Below are 16,027 nucleotides of genomic sequence, written 5' to 3'. Positions count from 1 at the left end.
AACTACAATAGAACTGAGGAAACAAAATGACGGAAACGATTTATTACAATTCTTGGTTAACAGAATACAAAAAACCTTTTGGAGCAGTATCGGTCAATGAAGAAGTAACCTTTACCCTTACTTGCGAATGCCCGGTCGTTGAACCAGTTTGTCTTGTTGTACAAAAAGATTTTGGAGATACATTCGAAGTCAAAATGCGTCCAGACGGACTCTCTCAACACCAAGTAACGATTCAATTAACAGAAGGTCAAGGATTGTATTATTATTTCTTTAAACTAACGCTTCAAAAAGAACACCAAACAAGAATCGTTTATTATGGAAATAATAAACGATTCAAGGGTGGAGAAGGACAAATTTACGAAGATGAACACCAAGTGAAACCTTATCAATTAACCAGTTATCTTTACGAAGACCCTTCACCTAAATGGTATCGCGAAGGAGTAGCCTATCATATTTTTGTTGATCGTTTCTGCAATGGTAATGAAGATGGAACTGTATTGAATCCTAAAAGAAATTCGTTTCTTTATGCCCATCAAGAAGATTTGCCCATGTACATCAAAAATAAAGATGGAGAAGTCATTCGTTGGGAATTTTATGGTGGAAATTTAAAAGGAATCATCCAAAAGCTGCCTTATTTAAAGGCATTAGGTATAACGATTTTATACCTTAGTCCTATATTTGAAGCGCGCAGCAACCATAAATACGATACAGGTGATTTTATGAAAATCGATCCTATGTTTGGAGATGAAGAAACATTTAAAGAGCTTATTCAAAAAGCTGAAAAAAATGGTATGCATATTCTTTTGGATGGCGTATTTAACCATTCTGGTGCAGACAGCCGCTATTTTAATTTATTTGGAACTTATAATGAAAAGGGTGCTTACCAGTCTAATGAAAGTATTTATTCTAATTGGTATACTTTTAAAAAATTCCCGGAATTTTATGAGTCATGGTGGGGCGTTAGAGATTTACCAAAGTTGAATACAGAAAATCCAGAAGTCCGTTCTTTTATTTATGAAGGCAAAAATAGCGTTATACGAAAGTGGTCAAAGTTAGGTATAGGCGGATGGCGTCTAGATGTAGCGGATGAGTTGTCGGATGATGTATTAAAAGGCATCCGATCAGCATTGGACGAAACGGTCCCAAATTCTGTATTAATTGGAGAAGTATGGGAGGACGTTTCGAATAAAATTTCTTATAATAAGCGTCGCCATTATATTGAAGGTGGTATGTTGCATGGAGCGATGAATTACCCTTTTCGTGAGATTATTATAGGCTTGCTCCAAAACACGATCACTCCACAAGAAGCTGCTGAAAAATGGATGAATTTGAAAGAAAATTATCCTGCCGAAGCATTCAAAAGTAATTTTAATAATATAGGAACACATGATTCTAAACGGATTTTAACAATACTAGACCGCAATGTATCAAAATTAAAGCAAGCGATGGCTTTATTATTTGTTCTGCCGGGAGTTCCTTGTCTTTATTATGGAGATGAAGCGGGCCTGGAAGGAAATGAAGATCCGGATAATCGTAGAATGTATCCATGGGGAAGAGAAAATAATGAGATTCAAATGTTTGCAAAAAAAATGAGCGCTATCCGTAATAAAGAAGGCAGCCTAAGAGAAGGCGATTTTTATCCCTTTTCGCAAGGTGGATTAATGGGTATTATTAGGTTGGTAAGCAAGGAAGAATTTGTAATTGCCCTTTTAAATACGTCCAATGAAAAAATCCATCTAGAAACTTCAGCTATTCCAGAGCAGTATGATCTTAACATTCCATCCTTTTTAAATGAGAATCAAATAGAGCATATCCAAATAGAAGGAAATGGGATGGTTCTTTTAAAAAAAGAAATAGATCAAGAAACCATGATCCATATTATTTAGAAAACTAAAAGCTAACAGTTTATCAGTCAGATCTGACTGATGAACTGTTAGCTTTTTTTGATTCTATATTATTTCTTAAGAAGCAGTCAGTTAAATCGATCATACGAGATTTCTGTTAAAAAAAAAGTTGCTTTTAGACCTGCTAAGGGTAGCATGAAATCCATGACTTTTTATACTATAGATGATATAATAGAGTGTTGGGGCGTGTAAAGAAAGAAATCTTTCTTTTTTGCTATGCAAGCTTTATAAAGAATGCAAGCCCATGTCTCCAGATTACTTGTGTTTAAAAAACACATCGAAAAGGAGAAAAGAATTTGAATTTTTTTAAATTGAAAGAAAAGCAAACAAGCATTAAGCAAGAAATGATTGCAGGTGCTACATCATTTTTCGCATTGTCTTATATCATTGTCGTTAATCCTTTAATATTGGCAGATGCAGGTATTCCTGCTGAACTAAGTGTTTTTAGTACGATCATTATTTCAGCTATCGGCAGTATAATGATGGGATTGTGGGGGAAAGCACCTATAGTCCTAGTACCAGGTATGGGAATAAATGCGTTCTTTACGTATACGATCGTTGATTCGTTGGGTCTTTCCTGGCAGCAAGCATTAGCAGTGATCTTTGTCTCGGGAGTGATTTTTACAGGTATTGCTTATACTTCTATCAGTAAATTGTTAGCAGATGCTATTCCGGAGTCATTGAAACATGGAATCACAGCCGGAATCGGTCTTTTTCTAGTTGTGATCGGGTTAGAAAATGGTGGTATTCTTGTTGATGGAGGAGACAGTTCTTTTATCGCTTTAGGAGATTTATCTCAACCGTTGGTATTATTAGCTGTTATCGGGATTTTACTATCTGGTGTGCTGTATTTAAGAAATGTACCCGGCAGTTTTTTTATTGGAATTGTAGTTATTACTATTATCTCGTTGATAACTCGTGTTCATGAAGTTAGTGCTTCTTCATTTTCATTAAGCAATCTTTCTGAATTTCCAGCACTTATAGGGGATTTTGATTTTTCAACACTCTTTAGCGTACCTTTTTTATTAGCTGTATTCTCACTAACGATGATCTTGATTTTTGAAGCGATAGGTCTTTTTGAAGGTATGTTAGAAGATAAGACACGTTTTAAAAGTGCTTTTAAAGTTAGTGGAATTATGACTATGGTATCTGCTTTGTTTGGAACAAGTCCAACTGTAGCAGCAGCTGAAAGTGCATCTGGCATCAAAGCTGGAGGTAAGACAGGGCTAACGGCTGTAACGGCTGGAGTATTATTTTTACTTTCGTTGTTGTTCACGCCACTGTTATCTTATATTCCTAATGCAGCATTAGCACCAGTTATCGTTATTACTGGTGCAATTATGATGGAAAATCTAAAACACATTCCTTTTGATGATTTCAGTGAATGGTTCCCAGCTTTTCTAATTCTAGTGATGATTCCTTTAACTTCAAGTATTGTTGATGGATTAGCATTTGGTTTTGTAGCATATCCTATTTTTAAATTAGCAAAGGGAGAATTTTTCAAAGTAAAAAAAGCTATGCATGTAGTATCGTTTCTTTTCTTGCTTACAATGATCGCTATTACGATCATTTAACGAGTTCAATAAACGATAAAAGAGAGGGGGGGTTATTTCCCCTCTCTTTTTTTGTACGCTCACTATCATTTGGAGCACTACTTGGAAATTCTGACGGAATAGGGATTGCCTGTAGCCATGTAAAGCTTCCATGGCTCTCCACAAGCAAACCCGTTATTCCAAAATAAATTTCTTTGCCACACCAGTAGTATTTGTTAAGCAACTTTATTTATCTATCAAGCAAGTATTATAAAAAATGACAGGAACCCCCTATTGCAAAGGTTCCTGTCATTTTTTATGCAATCATATTTTTTTAGCGTCGATATCCGCAAATACCTGTTCAAATATTTCAATAGGCTGAGCGCCACTAAGGCCATATTGCTTATCAATAACGAAGAAGGGAACGCCTTGAATGCCAATTTCAGCAGCTTGTGCTTGGTCCAAACGTACAGCATCTAAATAAGCCTCAGAAGCCAACACGTCTCGAACACGAGTTTCATCTAAACCAACAGAGGTAGCCAAATGAACTAAAAAGTCATCGTCATTTAACCATTTACCTTCAATAAAGTAGGCTTTCTTAGCTAGTTCCATAAATTCATTACCTTTGCCTTGTTCTTTGGCAAATTGAAATAAACGATGAGGTTTTAAGGTGTTCCCATGTTGAATAGCGTCGTAATCGTAATCTAAATCAACGTTATTAGCCATTTGAGTAACTTGTAGGATCATAGATTGGGCTTGTTCTACGCTCATTCCTTTATACTCGGCAAAATAATCTTCCATTTTACCGTCAACCTTCTCAGGAGCTGAGGGATCTAGTTCATAACTATGAAACTCAACTTCTACATCTGAACGGTCCTTAAGGGCTGCTTCTAAATGACGTTTACCGATGTAACAAAACGGGCAAACAAAATCTGACCATACTTCTATTTTCATCCTGCAACACTCCTTAATTGATACTTACTAATGATAAGCATAAAGGTAAAGATGTTTAGATGTCAATAAAAGTTAGTTAAAGTTAGTTAATGAGGAAAAAACTTTTAAAAAAAACTTGCAAATAATAATAAAAATGTGTATATTTATTATCAAGTTCTAATTTGATTAGAGATAGATTAAAATAAGATAAGAAAACAGGGGGATTTAACATGGGAAAAACGAAGTGGTGGAAATCAGGTGCATTATTATTGACAGCAGGTTTATTAGCAGCTTGTGGAAATGAAGCAGATAGTGAAACAAGTAGTTCAAATTCAGGTGAAGGAAATTTAGCAGAAGAGCAAGTACTTAATTTAGTTGAAATTGCTGAATTACCTACAGGGGACACTGCAATAGCAACTGATACTGTAAGTTTCACCGTGTTTAATAATATAAATGAAGGTTTATATCGCCTTGACAAAGATAGTCAGCCAGTTCCTGCTTTGGCCCAAGAAGAAGCAACTGTTAGTGAAGATGGTTTGGAATACACATTTAAATTGCGTGAAGGTACTACTTGGTCAAATGGAGACCCTGTGACAGCCAAGGATTTTGTATATGCTTGGAAAAGAGTAGCTGATCCTGAAACAGCGGCTTCTTATTCTTATCTATTCGAAGGAATCAAAAATGCGACAGCAATTATTTCTGATGGTGCTGATCCTGAAACATTAGGCGTAGAAGCCGTAAGTGATTACGAATTAAAAGTTACAATGGAAAAACCAGTACCTTACTTTATCTCTTTAATGGCATTTCCTACATTCTTCCCTCAAAATGAGGCATTTGTAGAAGAACAAGGAGCTAAATATGGTACTTCAGCAGAAACAATGATTTTTAACGGACCATTCACATTTAGTAATTGGGACGGAACAAACTTAAATTGGACATATGAAAAGAATAAAGATTATTGGGATGCAGAAAATGTTGCTTTAGAAGAAATCAATGTTGAAGTTATTAAAGAAACGTCAACAGCGCTAAATCTATATGATTCTGGTCAAATCGATCGGGTCAATTTAACCGGTGAATTTGCTAAACAATATAAAGATAATGCAGATTACACTGTTGAAACAGAAGCGAGAACTTCTTATCTTCAATTGAATCAAGAAAGAGATGAAGAAGAAACACCGTTAGCTAATGAAAACTTACGTAAAGCGATTGCTTCTTCTTATGATCATGAATTATTGGTCAGCGAAATCTTAGCAAATGGTTCTCAAACAGTAGGTGGGCTTGTTCCTGCTGGATTAGCATCAAATCCAACAACTGGAGATGATTTCCGTGCAGAATCAGGCGATTACCTATCTTTTGATGCAGATGCAGCTAACGAATATTGGGAAGCAGCTAAATCTGAATTAGGAACAGATACTGTAACATTAGAATTACTTGGTGATGATGATGAGACAAATAAAAAAGTTGGAGCTTACATGAAGGATCAGATCGAAACTAATTTACCTGGTGTGGAGATCACATTGAAAAATGTTCCATTTAAAGCTCGTTTGGAATTACAAACAAATCAAGATTACGATCTAGCTTTAGGCGGATGGGGAGCAGACTTTGCTGATCCAGTAAACTTCATTGATCTAATGACGACTGAAAGCCCATATAACCGTTCTAGCTACAGCAATAAAGAATTTGATGAATTAATTGCTCTATCAAAAGGTGAAAATGCAACAGACGTTGAAGCACGTTGGACAAACTTGCTTGATGCTGAAAAAATCTTGCTAGATGAAGCTGGCGTAGCTCCTCTATACCAAAGAGCTGCAGCAACATTGCAAAAAGAAAATGTTAAAGATATCTACAACTACCAAGTTGGAGCTAAATACAGCTACAAAGATGCTTACATCGAAGCTGAATAAGAACTATACAGCTCTTGGTGAAACTATAGGCAGTACAAAATAAGAAAGAGCTCTGAACGAAGATTTACATCCTCGTTTTAGAGCTCTTTCCTTGTTTTAAATTTATTTAAAGTTTATTTGCTGCATTAACGATTCTATTCGTATGGAGGTCAAAAAGAATATTACAGACGAATAAAGATGCTAAAACAAAAACACTCACAGATGTATTATTTCCAAGATAAAAATGAACAAATAGAGAATAAATCAAAATTTTTGCAATCAGTTGAAGGCTAAAGATTTGTTTTAATTTTTTTATTAATGGAACAGTCGGCTTTTCTTTGATATTTTTTATGATCCTTCGATCATTTACAAGAAAGATACGGACAAATTGACTTTCAAAATCATAGGCACCAAAATGACGTAAAGCCAATAAATTACCCATCACATAAAAGACGATCAACCCGATTAGAAGGTATTGAAACAAGTGCAGTACTCCTTTCTAGACAGTGGAAAATAATTTGATTACTGAGTATACCATAACGTCTACAAGATTTTTTTTCAATAGCAAATACTAAGAGAATAGAAAAAGTAAAACCAATCCATGAGGTTGAAATCATGGATCGATTTTACTCTGATAAAACAAATAAATAGTTCTTTTCATCGGCCTCGTCATAAAATGACAATGTATTGTTTTCATGGCGTTTAGCAATCAATTTATACCCGTAGTGATCAGTGAAGACCAGCTGCTGATCTGAAATAGATGTGAGGCTTCCTTTAATAAGATGATTATTAATGTGAAGATCGCCATCTTGTGTTATTTTTAAAAGCCAGCGTGTTTTATGTTCTTGACTGCTCCAAGTTCCAACAAAAGAGGATATAGGTTGCTGAAGAGAACTTTTTTTAGCTAAACACTTTTTTCTATTTGAAACAGATTTCCCCAGTAACTGAGCAATAACGGAAAATCCTAAAAGATAGTGGATATATTTATACATTTTCATATTTGATTTCTCCCATAATAAGTAATAGAATAAGTGCGATATAATAGTTAAGAATTGCAAAAACGATAACAACTATATTATAAGCCTATTTTAATGAATTAAATAGGGACTAAAGTATTATTTTGATGTCAAAATGATGTTAAATAGATTACTAAAAAAAAAATTAGATAAAATAAACGAAATGTTGCTACATTTTTGCTTAAATAAACAGAAAGACTTGATTCTCAATAAAGAACAGTCCAAAATATAAGAATACGTCAATTTCTAAAATAGTATAGTTATAAAATGAAATCAAATAAAAATGATAAAGGGTGTTACTCTGATGAACGTGATTAAATTTGGTGGAAGCTCCTTAGCTTCAGGAAGTCAGTTGAAAAAAGTTATCCAACTTGTAAAAGAAGATGCGGCACGCAAAATAGTTGTAGTATCAGCTCCTGGTAAGCGTTCAGCGGAGGACGAAAAAGTGACAGATCTGTTGATTGGTTTTGGTATGAAAGCTCTTGTCGGCCATGACTTTAGTGCCGTACTAGAAAAAATCATTGACCGATACCAAAATATTGCAGAGGAATTAGGCTTAGGAACAGAAATCATCGATGAGATAAGAAGCAACTTAGATTCCTTAGTCAAAGGCAATAAAAATGAACCCAATTATTATTTAGATGCATTTAAAGCAAGTGGAGAAGATAATAATGCAAAATTAGTAGCTGCTTATTTTAACCAAGAAGGTGTACCAGCTCGGTATATGGATCCTAAAGAAGCTGGATTGATGGTAACCAACGAACCAGGAAATGCTCAAGTTTTACCTGAGAGTTATGAGCAGTTAGCTAAATTACGCGATAGCGAAGAAGTTATCATTTTTCCTGGTTTTTTTGGGTATACAAAAGATGGGAAAGTGTGTACTTTCTCAAGAGGTGGTTCAGATATCACTGGCGCTATTTTGGCAAATGGGATCCAAGCAGATCTATATGAAAATTTCACAGATGTAGATGCCATATTTGCGGCTAACCCTCATGTAGTTGAAAATCCTATTGGTATCAAAGAACTGACTTACCGTGAAATACGTGAGCTTTCATATGGCGGTTTTTCAGTCTTACATGATGAAGCTTTACAGCCGGCATTTAAATCAGGTATTCCAGTTCAAATCAAAAATACAAATAATCCATCTGCTCCGGGGACCCGCATCATGAAAGAACGCCAATTGACTGAACAAGGTGTGATCGGTATTGCCAGTTCAAGCGGCTTTAGCAGTATTTATATTGATAAGTATTTAATGAACCGTGAGATCGGTTTTGGGCGCAAAGTATTGGAGATACTGGAGGCAAGAGGAATCAGTTATGAACATATGCCATCAGGAATCGATAACTTAACGATTATTTTACAGACGAATCAAATGACGACCGAAGAAGAACACTCATTGTTGATTCAATTAAAAGAAGAGTTGTGTGCAGATAGCGTGACTGTTGAACATAATATTGCGTTGATCATGATCGTCGGGGAGGGCATGCGTGAGAAAATGTACACGATGTCTAAAGCAGCAACAGCTCTTTCTGAAAATCATATCAATATTGACATGATCAACCAAGGGGCTTCAGAAGTTAGCGTTATATTTGGGATTCAAGCAAAATATGAAGATTTGGCAGTGAAAGCCTTATATGAAGCATTTTTTGTAAAGTGAGAATACAGCGAAAAAATTTCTTTGTTCAACTCAATTCTAATATAATCATTTCGATATCAAAAAGTCTTGGATGATTCTTAACTGCATACTAGTTTCTAATCTTACTTTTCCATTCAATGGAAGAGTAAGATTTTTTTTTGAGCTGTTTTCACATGAGAGCAGCTGATAAACTAGTCAATTAAAAAACTCATCCCCACTTTTGATGAAATAAATCATCAAAAGTGGAAACGAGTTTTCTAGTAGGATAACTTGCTTGTCTCAGCTAATATTTTTAACCAAAAAGAACGAAATAACCGAGCACAAGGATACCTAAAATAATTCTGTACCAGCCAAAAGCTTTAAAGTCATTATGTTTAATGTAGCCCATCAAGAACTTGATCGCGATAACCGAAACAACGAATGCAACTAGCATACCAGTTAAAAGAATAGCGACTTCCATTCCCGTAAATTCGAAACCAAATTTAACCAGCTTAAGGAAACTTGCGCCAAACATGACAGGAATAGATAGGAAGAAAGAATATTCTGTAGCAATGAAACGAGAAGTACCAATCAAAATAGCACCTAGAATCGTTGCTCCTGAACGAGAAGTACCAGGGATCAAGGAAAGGACTTGGAACATCCCGATTAAAAAGGCTGTATTATAGGTCAAATCCTTAAATGAATTGATTGAACTTTCTTTTCCTTTATTACGATTTTCAATAATAATAAATAAAATTCCGTAAACGATCAACATAATAGCAACTGTCCAATAATTGTATAGATGTTCGTTCAACCAGTCATCAAAAAGTAAGCCTAAAACAGCTGCTGGAAGAACCCCAACAAGTACTTTGTACCAGATCGACATTGTATCTTTCTTCTCTTGAGTGGATTTTTTTGGTGAAAATGGGTTCAACTTGTTAAAATAAAGTAAGACAACAGCTAAAATAGCACCTAATTGGATGACTACAAAAAACATTTCTTTAAATTCAGCAGAAGCATTTAATTGGATAAATTCTTCTACCAAAATCATGTGTCCAGTACTACTAATGGGCAGCCATTCGGTGATTCCTTCGACGACCCCTAAAAATACGGCCTTTAATAATTCAATAAAAATCATGTTGTTCTCCTCTCAAATCAAAACGTAAAATTAAAAAGCACAAACCTAAGTATACCTAAATCCCACTAGTTATCCTATACTATTTAACGAAAATTAAGTGTTTCTTTAGATTATGTCATAAGTGATGGGCTGTTTTTAGTAGTAAAAATCAAAGTTGTCCTTGGAAAAACTGGACAAGTAAACTGCTGACAGCTACAAGGAACCATGTAGCCAACCCAAGCAGAACTGGTTTTTTTCCGGTCTTTAGTAAGGCTATTAAGTTAGCTGATAGCCCAATCGAGCCTAATGCCATGGCGATCATGAAACGCGAGAGCCATTTGGCTGCTGCTATAAAAGCCTCAGGAAGGATACCTGAACTACTGACTAAAGAAGCCACTAAAAACCATAAAATAAACCAAGGGAAAATTTGTTTCAAAGAAACTTTTTCAGCTAAGTGCTTTTTTTTATAAACTTGAATTCCAGCTATGATCAAAGAAATCGGAATGATCAAAGTTGCTCTGGTCAATTTTACGATCGTCGCATGATCTCCAGCTGCTTCACTATAGCTGTAACCAGCGGCAACAACAGAAGAAGTATCGTTGATCGCTGTCCCAGCCCATAATCCAAACCCAGCATCAGATAAGTTCATCAAGTGGCCTAAAAAAGGAAAGAGAAAGACAGCTACAATATTAAATAAAAAAATCGTTGAAATGGATAGAGCAATTTCATCATCATCTGCCTCAACGATCGGTGAAACGGCAGCAATCGCGGAACCTCCACAAATGGCTGTTCCGACACCAATCAAAACTTTAGTGTTTGTTGGTATTTTTAACCATTTCCCAATCAACAAAGCACTAATAAAAGCAACCGTGATCGTGACGATCGTAACGCTTAAGGATGATAACCCGGTTGATTTGATATCTTGGATAGATAAACTAAATCCAAGCAATACAATTGAAGCTTGTAGAATTTTCTTTGAAGAAAATTTAATACCTGGCTGAAAATCAGCAGGGATCCTTAGGGTGTTGTTTATGACGAGCCCTAAAATAATAGCAAATACAGCACTGCCAATAATTGGGAAAAAGTTTCCTAATAGTGTGGCAATCAGAGCAATGATAATGGAAAGAAAAAGACCTTTACTAATTTTTTTCATCTATTTTATCGTCCTTTCTATGTAACACTGGTCAACTATAGCATATTTTCTAGATGGTATCATTTGAGAAACAAAAAAAATGATGCTACAGTGGCATTAAGAAAGCGGTTTAATGAATAAACTGTTCAAAATCAGTAAAAAAAGACTATTTTTGATTCGAGAAAAAATAGAGATGTGATGAGGAGGATTATATGAATTCAAATCAACTTAAACAATTGCTGAGCAACATGACGATAGAAGAAAAAATTGGTCAAATGGTTCAATTAGCGGGTGAATTTTATAAAGAAGAGGACAGTGAAAATACTGGTCCGATGCATGAAATGAATCTATCAGCTGGAAAAATGGCTACTATTGGATCAGTGCTTGGGATCTCTGGCGCTCAAACGTTGATAGCGATCCAAAAAGAGCATTTGGCTAAAAGTCGCTTAGGCATACCGCTATTATTTATGGCGGATGTGATTCATGGGTACCGCACTATTTTTCCAATCTCGTTAGGTATGGCTTGTGCATGGGATCCTAATTTGATTGAAGAGAGTGCCGCAATTGCTGCAAAAGAAGCAGCCGTTTCAGGATTACATGTAACCTTTGCACCAATGGTCGATCTAGTGCGTGATGCTCGTTGGGGAAGAGTAATGGAATCTACAGGTGAAGATCCTTATTTGAATCAACTATATGCACGTGCTTTTGTTAAAGGGTACCAAGGAAAAAATTTGGCGACCGATAAGTTTAGTATAGCGGCTTGTATCAAACACTTTGCTGGATATGGTGCACCAGTAGCTGGGCGAGAATACAACACAGTCGAATTGTCTGAAAGAACCTTAAGAGACATGTATCTGCCAGCTTATCAAGCGGGGATCGATGAAGGCAGTAAATTAGTTATGACCGCTTTTAATTCACTTGACGGCGTTCCTGCTACAGCGAATAAGCGGTTGATGCGCGATATTCTTCGAAAAGAATTCGGTTTTGAAGGAGTCCTTATTTCTGATTGGGCAGCAGTCGGTGAAATGATCCCCCATGGCATCGCCGAGAATTTAAAAGAAGCCGGTAAATTAGCAATCGAAGCTGGTGTGGACATAGAGATGATGACAGGTGCCTATTTAAATTATTTGAACGAGTTGATCGATGAAGGGGAAATCGCCGAAACGCTGATCGATGAAGCCGTATGGCGAGTCTTAACTTTGAAAAATGATTTAGGTTTATTTGAAGATCCTTATCGTGGGGCAAATAGTGCAGAGGAAAAGGCGATAGTGTTTAGTCAGGAGCATCGAGAAAAAGCCAGGGGAATGGCTGAAGAATCAATGGTTTTATTGAAAAATAAAGAACAAATTTTGCCCTTAAGTATCCATCAAAAAGTAGCTCTGATCGTACCTGAAGGACAAGCAAAAGATGTGCTAGGTGCATGGTCTTGGAAAGGCCAACAAAATGAAAGTGTTTCATTATACGAAGGTCTCCTGCAGCATATACCAAAAGAATCGATCGTATTGAAAACAATCGCTGATGCGCAAAAAGAAATAAAAGCAGACTGGCTGGCAGATCTGGCTGATGTTGATATTATTGTGGCTGTCGTTGGCGAATCTTCTTATATGAGCGGTGAAGGAGCGAGCAGAAGCAACATTAAATTGCCGTCCGAACAGATTCAATTGATCAAAAAACTGCGTACATTAGATAAGCCTATAGTAGCGACTCTTTTCAATGGCAGGCCTTTAGATTTAACGGATATTATTCAAGATGTAGACAGTATCCTAGAAGCTTGGTTTCCAGGAACCGAAGCTGGTTCGGCAGTGGCTAATTTATTGTATGGAAAAAAAAATCCAAGTGGTAAATTGACCATGTCTTTTCCAAGAGCGGTTGGGCAAGTTCCTCTTTACTATAACCAGGACAATACTGGGCGCCCCTTAACAGCGCTAAACCAAGAAGATAAGTTTCTCTCAAGGTATCTGGATGTTGATAATAGTCCACTTTTTCCTTTTGGTTATGGCTTAAGTTATACGTATTTCAAGTATAGTCCAATGGAAGTTACCTTGACTAGATCTCCAAAAAGCCAAGAAGATGAAGTCAGGATAGAAGTGATGATTACGAATAGTGGGAAGTTAGCAGGTACTGAAGTAGTCCAACTGTATATCAGGGATAAGGTAGGGAAAGTAGTCCGCCCAATCAAGGAACTGAAAAGATTTAAAAAAGTTTCGCTAGAGCCTAGTGAATCAACTATTGTTGCCTTTAATTTAAATAAGCTAGACTTCGAGTATACACATCAGGATTTATCAGTATCAGTTGAATCAGGAGAATTTGATTTAATGATAGGGCCAAATAGTGAAGAGTTGGAAATAAATACAGTGTATTTAACTTTCAAAAAAAGTGAATAAAATACAAAAGCTGATCAAGCAGCTTGCTTTTTATATTCTCTTTAAGAGTTTATTTATGTTATCATTAAGGGCAAGCTGCTTGCGGTTGATTGAATGAGAAGCAGCCCATAAACTATAGAAGGTAGGAATTGAAATGGGAATGTTTGATTTTTTGAAAAAAGGGAACAAAATAGAAGCAGATACTGAGGTAAAATTATTTTCACCTGCAAATGGAACCGTTATTTCGATTGAAGAAGTAGCAGATCCAGTCTTTTCACAAAAAATGATGGGAGACGGATATGCAGTCATTCCAACAGATGGAAAGATTTATTCTCCAGTAACTGGTAAAGTTGTCAGTGTTTTCCCAACTAAACATGCAATTGGAATAGAACTTCCAAATGGAGTAGAAGTTTTATTGCACATGGGACTAGATACGGTTGAATTAAATGGTGGACCTTTCACTAATGCTGTAGCTGAAGGAGATCAATTAACACCTGAAACACTTGTTTCTACAGTTGACCTAGCTGCTCTTGAAGCTGCTGGAAAAAACAACGCTATGGTAGTCGTATTTACAAACATGGATAAAGTGGCTGATTTCTCTCTAAGCGGCAAAGGACAAGCTTCTGTTTCATCAGAGATTGGAACTCTTACAGCAAAATCATAAACGTACTTATAATAAATATTTAGAGAATTGAAGCTGTTTTTGACATGCACTTCGAAAGCTAGAGTAAAATCTAGCTTTTGGGGTGTATTTGTATAGCTTAAATAGTCTGGTGCAAACCTAACTAATAGATATATTGTTTTAAAACAATAAATAAAAGAGCCGTTCAAGAATTATTCTTGAGCAGCTCTTTTTAATTTAACTAGGACGAACGATCATGAATTCTTCATCTAATGTAGCGTATTGATTACCTGCAAGTCGTGCAACAGGGTTTAATTTATCCGTTAAAATATATTCTTTTTCTTGATCAAAAATCGTTTCATCAAAAAAGAAATCCGTTACACGAATGAAAAAGAAATCCGTTATGATCTTGTCGTTTTCATCTTTAATCGGTACATATTGATGGAGGACACCCTCAAAACGAATTTTAGCTTCTGCAATAGAAGGAACCTTCACGCTGAGGCTGTCTACCAATGTCAACTGTGTTTGATCAAGTTCGCTTTGATCAGGAGGTAAAGGAGCAGAAGTCTGATTCATTTCTTCAACCACAGCTTGATCGACGATATGGATGACTGCTTCTTTTTGGTCAAGGATGTTGCGAGCTGTATCTTTGATCATGCCATCATTTCTCAAAATAGCAACAGTCAGCAAAGGCAGTTCATTTGAAGCAGCACTGAAAAAGCTGAAAGGAGCCGCATTTACTACTGAACCATCTTTTGATAATGAGGTTACCCATGCGATTGGACGTGGGATCACGCTCCCGCTGATAAATTTGTATTGTTGTTTTTTATTTAATTGTTCTGCTTTATAGTGAAACATGATTGGCCACTTCCTAAAGTTTGATTTTAAACATAAGTCACAAAGTGATTTACAGCTCTATTTTAGTCCAAATACTCTTTTTCAACTAATTTAGTACTACGAACGGTATCGATTGGACGAACCAATTTTTCGATCTCGGCACGTTGATCTCTAAATTTCGGTGGTAAGGCTAATGTTTCCCCTAATATTTCGTAGTTCTCTTCATCATCAATAAAACCAGGACCATCCGTTGCAAATTCAAATAGGATACCTGGAGATACGCGAGCATAAAGAGATTCAAAATAAAAACGATCGACATAACCAGAATTCGGCAAACCAAATTGAGTGATTCGTTGGATCCATTCCTCTAGAACAGCGCGATTTTCTACACGGAAGGCAACATGATGAACATTTCCGTAGCCTTGTTGAGCATCAGGAAGTAGATCACTATGTTCGACTATCACTTGCGCGCCATTTCCACCTTCGCCAACTTCAAATTGATGAACCTGATTTTCTTTAGCGATTTCTTTAAACAAGAGAACTTTTTCTAATATTTCTTTCATAGAATCAAAGTTTTTTACACGTAAAAAGATAGGGCCTAGACCAGTAATAGCAAATTCATCTGGAACGGGACCTTTATGCCAAGGGGTACCAGAAGCTACTCCAGTATTGTGTTCATCCGAGATCAATTGATACTGTTGATCATCAAAATCATGGAAAGCCAAAACCTTAACGCCAAATTGTTCTGTAATTTCTTTATGAGATACATTGTATTTATCAAATCGTTTTACCCAGTATGTTAAAGCAGCATCGTTTGGTACGCGGAAAGATGTTTTAGAAATATCATTTGTACCTTTTGACCCTTTTGGGATACCAGGAAAATCAAAGAAAGTCATATCTGTTCCAGCACTGCCTTTATCATCTGCAAAGAAAAGGTGATAGGTTTGGATATCATCTTGATTCACCGTTTTCTTAACTAAGCGAAGACTCAAAACAGTTGTAAAGAAGTCATAAATTTTTTCTGCGCTACTTGTGATAGCCGTTACGTGATGGATCCCTTTTAATCCGTTCAT

At 36.2% G+C, this 16,027-nt stretch carries 13 protein-coding genes; 6 read left to right on the top strand and 7 right to left on the bottom strand.

The features are described 5' to 3' along the window. Window positions 1-26 precede the first annotated feature (26 nt). Window positions 27-1,886, top strand: a complete 1,860-nt coding sequence (locus tag BR50_RS02305; protein ID WP_034545837.1) for a glycoside hydrolase family 13 protein — start codon at window positions 27-29, stop codon at window positions 1,884-1,886. A gap of 314 nt (window positions 1,887-2,200) precedes the next feature. Continuing rightward, window positions 2,201-3,478, top strand: a complete 1,278-nt coding sequence (locus tag BR50_RS02300; RefSeq protein WP_034545835.1) for an NCS2 family permease — start codon at window positions 2,201-2,203, stop codon at window positions 3,476-3,478. Between the two features lie 282 nt (window positions 3,479-3,760). Here BR50_RS02300 and BR50_RS02295 read toward each other — a convergent pair whose 3' ends face one another. Further along, on the bottom strand, window positions 3,761-4,390 hold the full coding sequence (locus BR50_RS02295) for a DsbA family oxidoreductase (protein ID WP_034545832.1): 630 nt from the start codon (window positions 4,388-4,390) through the stop codon (window positions 3,761-3,763). Window positions 4,391-4,599: 209 nt separating this feature from the next. Here BR50_RS02295 and BR50_RS02290 point away from each other — a divergent pair, with 209 nt between their 5' ends. Next, on the top strand, window positions 4,600-6,273 hold the full coding sequence (locus tag BR50_RS02290; RefSeq protein ID WP_034545829.1) for a peptide ABC transporter substrate-binding protein: 1,674 nt from the start codon (window positions 4,600-4,602) through the stop codon (window positions 6,271-6,273). 106 nt (window positions 6,274-6,379) lie between these two features. Here BR50_RS02290 and BR50_RS02285 read toward each other — a convergent pair whose 3' ends face one another. Together BR50_RS02285 and BR50_RS02280 are read right to left on the bottom strand one after the other, a co-directional pair. Further along, window positions 6,380-6,736 (bottom strand): hypothetical protein, encoded by a 357-nt coding sequence (locus BR50_RS02285; RefSeq protein WP_034545826.1) that lies wholly within the window; start codon window positions 6,734-6,736, stop codon window positions 6,380-6,382. A 142-nt stretch (window positions 6,737-6,878) separates the two neighbouring features. Further along, window positions 6,879-7,250, bottom strand: a complete 372-nt coding sequence (locus tag BR50_RS02280; protein ID WP_034545824.1) for a DUF4828 domain-containing protein — start codon at window positions 7,248-7,250, stop codon at window positions 6,879-6,881. 322 nt (window positions 7,251-7,572) lie between these two features. On the opposite strand from BR50_RS02280, the gene BR50_RS02275 reads away from it, so the two are divergent. After that, window positions 7,573-8,925: an aspartate kinase gene (locus BR50_RS02275; RefSeq protein WP_034545822.1), complete on the top strand. Its 1,353-nt coding sequence runs from the start codon at window positions 7,573-7,575 to the stop codon at window positions 8,923-8,925. Window positions 8,926-9,196: 271 nt separating this feature from the next. Here the strand turns inward: BR50_RS02275 and BR50_RS02270 are convergent, their stop codons facing one another. Next, the gene (locus BR50_RS02270) at window positions 9,197-10,021 is read right to left on the bottom strand and encodes an undecaprenyl-diphosphate phosphatase (RefSeq protein ID WP_034545819.1); all 825 of its coding nucleotides are present in this window, start codon (window positions 10,019-10,021) and stop codon (window positions 9,197-9,199) included. Between the two features lie 148 nt (window positions 10,022-10,169). Further along, entirely contained in the window at window positions 10,170-11,153 is a 984-nt protein-coding gene (locus BR50_RS02265) for a YeiH family protein (protein ID WP_034545816.1), read from the bottom strand. A gap of 191 nt (window positions 11,154-11,344) precedes the next feature. Between BR50_RS02265 and BR50_RS02260 the strand changes: the two genes are divergently transcribed. Both BR50_RS02260 and BR50_RS02255 read left to right on the top strand, forming a co-directional pair. Then, on the top strand, window positions 11,345-13,516 hold the full coding sequence (locus tag BR50_RS02260) for a glycoside hydrolase family 3 N-terminal domain-containing protein (protein WP_034545813.1): 2,172 nt from the start codon (window positions 11,345-11,347) through the stop codon (window positions 13,514-13,516). A gap of 139 nt (window positions 13,517-13,655) precedes the next feature. After that, the gene (locus BR50_RS02255; protein ID WP_034548888.1) at window positions 13,656-14,159 is read left to right on the top strand and encodes a PTS sugar transporter subunit IIA; all 504 of its coding nucleotides are present in this window, start codon (window positions 13,656-13,658) and stop codon (window positions 14,157-14,159) included. Between the two features lie 195 nt (window positions 14,160-14,354). Here BR50_RS02255 and BR50_RS02250 read toward each other — a convergent pair whose 3' ends face one another. Both BR50_RS02250 and BR50_RS02245 read right to left on the bottom strand, forming a co-directional pair. Continuing rightward, complete coding sequence (locus BR50_RS02250) at window positions 14,355-14,975, bottom strand: flavin reductase family protein (RefSeq protein WP_034545810.1); 621 nt, start codon at window positions 14,973-14,975, stop codon at window positions 14,355-14,357. Window positions 14,976-15,037: 62 nt separating this feature from the next. Then, window positions 15,038-16,027, bottom strand: a complete 990-nt coding sequence (locus tag BR50_RS02245) for a ring-cleaving dioxygenase (protein WP_034545806.1) — start codon at window positions 16,025-16,027, stop codon at window positions 15,038-15,040.

Source organism: Carnobacterium alterfunditum DSM 5972, from assembly GCF_000744115.1.
Taxonomy (GTDB): domain Bacteria; phylum Bacillota; class Bacilli; order Lactobacillales; family Carnobacteriaceae; genus Carnobacterium_B; species Carnobacterium_B alterfunditum.
The sequence above is the reverse complement of the archived record's forward strand: the minus strand, read 5'-3'. Positions and strand labels throughout refer to the sequence as shown.